Below are 6,889 nucleotides of genomic sequence, written 5' to 3'. Positions count from 1 at the left end.
GGGTCGGATTGAAGATCAGCGTCAGGTTGCAGTCGATCCCTTCGGCCTGCAGCTGGCGCGCCGCTTCCACGCCTTCCCAGGTTGCCGCGATCTTGATCAGCACCTTGCTGCGCGGCACGCCGGCCGCTTCGTACATGGCGATGAACTGGCGCGCCTTGGCCACCGTGGCCGCGGTGTCATGTGCCTGGTCGGCATCGACCTCGGTCGAGACCCGGCCCGGCACCAGCGTGCTGAGCAGGGTGCCCACGCCCACGGTCAGCCGATCGGCCACCGCGTGCACGATGGTCTCGCGTTCGCCCGCCTGCCCGCGGCCCCAGGCCAGCGCGTTCTCGATCAGATCGGCGTATACCGGCAGGTCCAGCGCTTTCTTCACCAGGGTGGGGTTGGTCGTGCAGTCGACCGGCTTCAAGCGCTTGATCGCCTCGTAGTCGCCGGTATCGGCAACCACCACGGACAGATCACGCAGCTGGGAGAGTTTGGACAGCGAAACGGTGCTCATTGCAACTCCTGGGACGAAACGGTGGAACCTGCGCGGATCGCAGCAGGCAGGGTCAGGCGTGGGGCTGGTGATGGACGGCGGTCACCCGCAGGCGCAGCTTGCGCCCGCCCGGTGCCACCCAATCCATGGTCTGGCCGATCGACAGGCCGAGCAGGGCGGTGCCCACCGGTGCCAGGATCGATACCTTGCCCTGTTCAACATCGGCTTCACGCGGATAGACCAGCGTCAGAACGTGCTTTTCGTTCTGCAGCTCATCTTCGCACTCTACGCGCGAATGCATCATGACGGTGCCCTCGGGAACCTGGTCCGGCGCCACAATGGTCGCGCGGTTGAGTTCCTCGGCCAGGGCGATCCCGGCGGGGGTCTGGCTGACGGCGGGAGACTCGAGCATGGCATCCAGGCGGTCCATGTCGTGGCTTGAAACGATGATCGAAGGGGGCAGTCCGCTGGAAGTGGACATGGTGTAGCTCCTTGCGTTTGTGGAAGACCCATGCAAAAAGGCGGCGCCTGCTGGCACCGCCTCGTTCTATTGTGCTGACAATCGTAGACGGATGCGACCCGTCCGGCATATCGGCCCCGCCGGCCGGTTCAGCCAGGCTCAGCCGGCGCGTGGAAGCGGCGTGGCCGCGACCGCCGGGACATCGGTCGTCTCCAGTGCGAACAGGCCCTGCGGCAGCCGTTTGAACTGCTGGGCCAGTTGCTCCAGGAAGCCGGTCATCGCCGAACTGCGGCGCCAGGCCATCGCGATGCGGCGGCTGGGACGGTCATCGCCACTGAAATCCAGCAGGCGGATGTTGTCCGAGCGCGGCACCGGCGGCTTGACCGAGAGCGTCGGCAGCAGGGTGATGCCCACGTCGGCGGCCACCATCTGCCGCAGCGTCTCCAGGCTGGTCGCGCGGAACTCCGATTTTTCGTTGGCACCGAACAACCGGCAGACCGCCAGCGCCTGGTCGCGCAGGCAGTGCCCGTCTTCCAGCAGCAACAGCTTCTGCGAGGACAGTTCCTGTACATCCAGATGCTGGCGGCGTGCCAGCGGGTGCTGCTGGGAGACCGCCAGCAGGAAGGGCTCTTCGAACAGGAACTCGGCGTGCAGCTGGTCATCATCAAGCGGCAGTGCCAACAGGGCGGCATCCAGCTTGCCTTCGCGCAGGCGGGTCAGCAGCTCATCGCTCTTTTCCTCGACCAGCAGCAGTTCCAGCTGCGGGAAACGCTCGCGGATGTTGGGAATCACATGCGGCAGCAGGTACGGGCCCAGCGTCGGGAAGATGCCGAGCCGGACGGTGCCGGCTTCGGGATCGCGACTGCGCCGCGCGGCTTCTTTCATCTGCTCCACCTCGGCCACGATGGTGCGGGCACGCGCGGCCGCTTCCACCCCGGCCGGGGTGAGCATGACCTTGCGCGGTGCACGCTCAACCAGCGGCAACCCCAGCTCGTCCTCGAGCTTGCGGATCTGGGTGGACAGGGTGGGTTGGCTGACGAAGCAGGCGGCGGCCGCCTTGCCGAAATGGCGGTGGTCGGCCAGCGCCACCAGATACTTCAAATCACGTAGGTTCATTTCCTTGGACCTCTAACGGTAATGGACCGGGTGATGGCGTGGCTTACCCAGCAGACAGACAAGGTTCCCGGCGAACCGGGAACCGGACGTTTCAGGCAGCTTCGGCGACAGCGCCGCTGCTCTTGGGAACGGAGGTGCGGATCAGGTGATCAAAGGCGCTCAGTGCCGCAGTGGAACCGGCGCCCATGGCGATGACGATCTGCTTGTACGGAACGGTCGTGCAATCGCCTGCGGCGAAGACACCCGGCACGCTGGTCTGGCCGCGGTCGTCGATCAGGATCTCGCCACGCGGTGACAGGGCCACCGTGTCCTTCAACCACTCGGTATTCGGCAGAAGACCGATCTGCACGAAGATGCCTTCCAGTTCCACCCGGTGCGAATCGCCACCGACGCGGTCCTGGTAGACCAGGCCCGTCACTTTCTGGCCATCGCCCAGCACTTCCTGGGTCAGGGCGCTGGTGATGATGGTGACGTTGCCCAGACTGCGCAGCTTCTTCTGCAGTACTTCATCGGCCCGCAGTTTGTCATCAAATTCCAGAAGGGTCACATACGTCACAAGACCCGCCAGATCGATCGCCGCTTCCACGCCGGAGTTGCCCCCGCCGATCACCGCCACGCGCTTGCCCTTGAACAACGGACCGTCGCAATGCGGGCAGTACGCCACGCCCTTGTTGCGGTACTGATCTTCGCCGGGCACGTTCATCTGGCGCCAGCGCGCACCGGTGGACAAGATGACCGAGCGCGACTTCAGCGACGCGCCATTCTCCAGGGTGATCTCGACCAGGCCGTCATCGCCGGCGGGCACCAGCGCGGTGGCGCGCTGCAGGTTCATGATGTCCACGTCGTACTCGCGCACATGCTGTTCCAGCGCCGCGGCCAGCTTCGGACCTTCGGTTTCCTTGACGGAAATGAAGTTCTCGATCGCCATCGTATCCAGCACCTGGCCACCGAAACGTTCAGCGGCCACACCGGTGCGGATGCCCTTGCGTGCGGCATAGATCGCCGCGGCTGCACCGGCCGGACCACCGCCCACCACCAGCACATCGAACGGGGCCTTGGCGCTCAGCTTTTCGGCATCGCGTTTGCCAGCGCCGGTGTCCAGCTTGGCCACGATCTGCTCCAGCGTCATGCGGCCTTGATCGAACACCTCGCCGTTGAGGTACACGGTCGGCACGGACATGATCTGGCGCGCTTCGACCTCGGCCGGGAACAGGCCGCCATCGATCGCCACGTGCTGGATGCGCGGGTTCAACACCGCTGCCAGGTTCAGTGCCTGGACCACGTCCGGGCAGTTCTGGCAGGACAGCGAGAAATAGGTTTCGAAGCGGTACTCGCCCTCCAGATTGCGCACCTGCTCGATCAGCTCGGCGGTGGCCTTGGACGGGTGACCACCGACCTGCAGCAGCGCCAGCACCAGCGAGGTGAACTCATGGCCCATCGGCAGGCCCGCGAACACCAGATGGATGTCCTGGCCCGGCGTGGTCAGTGCGAAGGAGGGCGTGCGCTCGTTGCTGTCGCGACGCACGTCCAGGCGGATCTGTGTGGAGAGCGTGGTCAGCGTGTTCAGCAGCTCGAGCATTTCCTGCGACTTGGCGCCGTCATCCACGTGCGCCGTGATCTGGATCGGACGGGTGACACGTTCCAGATAGGTCTTCAGCTGGGACTGGAGGTTGGCATCCAACATCGAAAAACTCCTTGAATCAGGCAAGGGGGCAGCGTCGACGCACCCCGCGGGTGCATCTGCGCGACATGGGGGTGAACCGAAACCGGCGCGTGGGGCACCGGCTTGGGTTCACCCCCATCCCCGGCGGGCGGGGATGGGGATGAGGAGCGGCTTAGATCTTGCCGACCAGGTCCAGCGACGGGGTCAGGGTCTTTTCGCCTTCCTTCCACTTCGCCGGGCACACCTGGTTCGGGTTGGCGGCGGTGAACTGGGCAGCCTTCAGCTTGCGCAGGGTCTCGGAGACGTCACGGGCGATCTCGTTGGAGTGGATCTCCAGGGTCTTGATCACGCCTTCCGGGTTGATGATGAAGGTGCCGCGCAGGGCCAGGCCTTCTTCCGGAATGTGCACGCCGAAGGCGTTGGTCAGCTGGTGGGTCGGATCGCCGACCAGCGGGAACTGGGCCTTGCCGACGGCCGGCGAGGTTTCGTGCCACACCTTGTGCGAGAAGTGCGTGTCGGTGGTGACGATGTAGACCTCGGCGCCGGCCTTCTGGAACTCGGCGTAATGATCGGCGGCGTCTTCAATCTCGGTCGGGCAGTTGAAGGTGAACGCGGCCGGCATGAAGATCAGCACGGACCAGTGACCCTTCAGGGTGCTGTCGGAGACCTTGATGAACTCGCCGTTCTGGTAGGCGTTGGCTTCGAACGGCTGGATCTGGGTGTTGATGAGCGACATCGTTGTTCCTCTTGGTGAAGGGGGTGGGTGAAGCGACCAACACAGGTTAGCGGCTCCGTTCCCATAAGAACAATCCATTGATTGCATCTATGCGATAGTCATAGGCTATCAAAGTGGTCTGATCCTGCGATGAATGATGAGGGCCAGATCCGTCAGAACCGTTGCAGCGCAATGACCAGGGCGCCGGAACGTGTGATCAGTGCAATAGCTTCTGCATATTCGTTGTGGGGGAAAGCTGAACGATCGCAGGCGACGCGGTGCCGATCCGGCCCGATGTCAGCCGGAAATCGATAGTGCACATGCATGTATATGTGAGTTGCCATGCTTGGATTCAATCAAGCTGCCGGTCGCGGACGGCCGGCGCGCGCACCCGGGGCGCAAGGGCCGGTGCACTACACTGCGCGCCCCGATGTTGCTCCGTCCCGCCATGACCGCCACCCCGCCACCTGTCCGCCAGCTGCTCGCCGACGCCGCCACCCGCCTGCCCGGCGTGGAAGGCCGCCATGAGGCCGAACTGCTGCTGCTGCACGTGCTGGAACGCGAGCGCAGCTGGCTGTTCGCGCATGCCACCGATCCGGTCGAGCCGGCGCAGGTGGCGGCGTTCGAGGCGCTGCTGGCCAAACGCCTGGCCGGCGAGCCGGTGGCGTACCTGCTGGGCCGCCGCGGCTTCTGGACCCTGGATCTTGAGGTCAGCCCGGCCACCCTGATCCCGCGCCCGGAGACCGAGCTGCTGGTCGAGTTGGCGCTGGCACGGTTGCCCGACGCTACCGCCTTGCGGGTCGCCGACCTTGGCACCGGCAGTGGCGCGATCGCGCTGGCGCTGGCCAGCGAACGGCCGCAGGCCCGGGTAGTGGCGACCGACCTCAGCGAGGCGGCCCTGGCGGTGGCGGCACGCAACGCGCAGCGCCACGCACTGGGCAACGTCCAGTTCCGGCAGGGTGCGTGGTACGCGCCGCTGGCGGGTGAGCGCTTCGATCTGATCGCCACCAATCCCCCGTACATCGCCAGCGACGACCCGCACCTGGCGCAGGGCGATCTGCGCTTCGAACCGGCCACCGCGCTGGCCGCCGGTCTTGATGGGCTGGACGACATCCGGCTGATCATCGCCGGTGCAGCAGCACACCTGCTTCCCGGCGGCTGGCTGCTGATCGAACACGGCTGGGACCAGGGCGAGGCGATCCGCGCGCTGCTGCGGGACGCCGGTTTCCAGTCGGTCGCCACTGAGCACGATCTGGAACAGCGCGACCGGGTGAGCCTGGGCTGTCTGCCCGCCTGAGTGCCTGCCGGCCCTGCGGCGACCCCGAGGCTAGAATGGCCTGTCCACCGGGCCGCCGCGCAGCGTGATGCGGCGACTGTCATTCCACATGGAGTTCCTGTCATGCGTACGCTGTATCCCGCCATCACCCCTTACGACGTCGGCACCCTGAAGGTCGATGACCGCCATACGCTGTACTTCGAGCAGTGCGGCAATCCCGACGGCAAGCCGGTGGTGATGCTGCACGGTGGCCCGGGCGGCGGCTGCAGCGACAAAATGCGCCAGTTCCACGACCCGGCCAAGTACCGGATCATCCTGTTCGACCAGCGCGGTGCCGGCCGTTCCACGCCGCATGCGGACCTGGTCGACAACACCACCTGGGACCTGGTCGCCGACATCGAGAAACTGCGCGTGCACCTGAAGGTGGACCGCTGGCAGGTCTTCGGCGGCAGCTGGGGCTCGACCCTGGCGCTGGCCTACGCGCAGACCCACCCGCAGCGCGTGACCGAACTGGTCCTGCGCGGCATCTTCATGCTGCGCCGCTGGGAGCTGGAGTGGTTCTACCAGGAAGGCGCCAACCGCCTGTTCCCGGATGCGTGGGAGCACTACCTCCAGCCGATCCCGGCCGTGGAGCGCCACGATCTGATCTCGGCCTTCCACCGCCGCCTGACCAGCGACGATGAAGCCACCCGCCTGGCCGCGGCCAAGGCGTGGAGTGTGTGGGAAGGCGCCACCAGCTTCCTGCACGTGGACGACGACTTCGTGAACAGCCATCAGGATCCGCAGTTCGCGCTGGCCTTCGCCCGCATCGAGAACCACTACTTCGTCAACGGTGGCTTCTTCGAGGTGGAAGAACAGCTGCTGCGCGACGCGCACCGCATCGCCGATATCCCGGGCGTGATCGTGCATGGCCGCTACGACGTGGTCTGCCCGCTGCAGAGCGCGTGGGAGCTGCACAAGGCGTGGCCGAACTCGACGCTGGAGATCAGCCCGGCCTCGGGTCACTCTGCTTTCGAAGCGGAGAATGTCGACGCGCTGGTGCGGGCGACGGATCGTTTCGCGGGTTGATGGAAGAGGGTGCCGGCCAACGGCCGGCACCTACCGGGCTACCCCGTGCGTCGCCCGGCCGATCACGACCGTTGGTCGTGATCCGCCGTTTACCAGTTCCCCGCCCACAACCC

Annotated in this window: 7 protein-coding genes; 2 read left to right on the top strand and 5 right to left on the bottom strand. The window is 65.8% G+C overall.

From position 1 onward, the window contains the following. The 5 genes from QMX81_RS19990 to ahpC form a co-directional block, all read right to left on the bottom strand. Positions 1–499 (bottom strand): transaldolase family protein (locus QMX81_RS19990; protein WP_282264115.1); only part of this gene is annotated, 499 nt, incomplete at its 3' end. Between the two features lie 52 nt (positions 500–551). Next, the gene (gene rnk, locus QMX81_RS19985) at positions 552–959 is read right to left on the bottom strand and encodes a nucleoside diphosphate kinase regulator (RefSeq protein WP_282264112.1); all 408 of its coding nucleotides are present in this window, start codon (positions 957–959) and stop codon (positions 552–554) included. A gap of 138 nt (positions 960–1,097) precedes the next feature. Continuing rightward, positions 1,098–2,054 carry a DNA-binding transcriptional regulator OxyR gene (oxyR, locus tag QMX81_RS19980; RefSeq protein WP_121044642.1) on the bottom strand — a complete coding sequence of 319 codons (957 nt, stop codon included), beginning with the start codon at positions 2,052–2,054 and terminating at the stop codon, positions 1,098–1,100. Positions 2,055–2,145: 91 nt separating this feature from the next. Further along, positions 2,146–3,738 (bottom strand): alkyl hydroperoxide reductase subunit F, encoded by a 1,593-nt coding sequence (ahpF, locus tag QMX81_RS19975; protein ID WP_282264110.1) that lies wholly within the window; start codon positions 3,736–3,738, stop codon positions 2,146–2,148. 151 nt (positions 3,739–3,889) lie between these two features. After that, positions 3,890–4,453 carry an alkyl hydroperoxide reductase subunit C gene (ahpC, locus tag QMX81_RS19970; protein WP_121044636.1) on the bottom strand — a complete coding sequence of 188 codons (564 nt, stop codon included), beginning with the start codon at positions 4,451–4,453 and terminating at the stop codon, positions 3,890–3,892. A gap of 427 nt (positions 4,454–4,880) precedes the next feature. Between ahpC and prmC the strand changes: the two genes are divergently transcribed. Together prmC and pip are read left to right on the top strand one after the other, a co-directional pair. Next, positions 4,881–5,729 (top strand): peptide chain release factor N(5)-glutamine methyltransferase, encoded by an 849-nt coding sequence (gene prmC, locus QMX81_RS19965; protein WP_282264117.1) that lies wholly within the window; start codon positions 4,881–4,883, stop codon positions 5,727–5,729. 102 nt (positions 5,730–5,831) lie between these two features. Further along, positions 5,832–6,776, top strand: coding sequence for a prolyl aminopeptidase (pip, locus tag QMX81_RS19960; protein WP_152153896.1), 945 nt, complete (start codon positions 5,832–5,834; stop codon positions 6,774–6,776). The last annotated feature ends 113 nt before the right edge of the window (positions 6,777–6,889 follow it).

Source organism: Stenotrophomonas sp. PS02301 (genome assembly GCF_029959485.1).
Taxonomy (GTDB): Bacteria; Pseudomonadota; Gammaproteobacteria; order Xanthomonadales; family Xanthomonadaceae; genus Stenotrophomonas; species Stenotrophomonas maltophilia_Z.
This window is presented reverse-complemented; position numbering and strand designations above follow the sequence as displayed.

Coding starts and splice junctions, on each gene's coding strand:
- pip (WP_152153896.1), top strand. CDS start 5,832: ATGCGTACGCTGTATCCCGCCATCACCCCTTACGACGTCGGCACCCTG.
- ahpC (WP_121044636.1), bottom strand. CDS start 4,453: ATGTCGCTCATCAACACCCAGATCCAGCCGTTCGAAGCCAACGCCTAC.
- oxyR (WP_121044642.1), bottom strand. CDS start 2,054: ATGAACCTACGTGATTTGAAGTATCTGGTGGCGCTGGCCGACCACCGC.
- ahpF (WP_282264110.1), bottom strand. CDS start 3,738: ATGTTGGATGCCAACCTCCAGTCCCAGCTGAAGACCTATCTGGAACGT.
- prmC (WP_282264117.1), top strand. CDS start 4,881: ATGACCGCCACCCCGCCACCTGTCCGCCAGCTGCTCGCCGACGCCGCC.
- rnk (WP_282264112.1), bottom strand. CDS start 959: ATGTCCACTTCCAGCGGACTGCCCCCTTCGATCATCGTTTCAAGCCAC.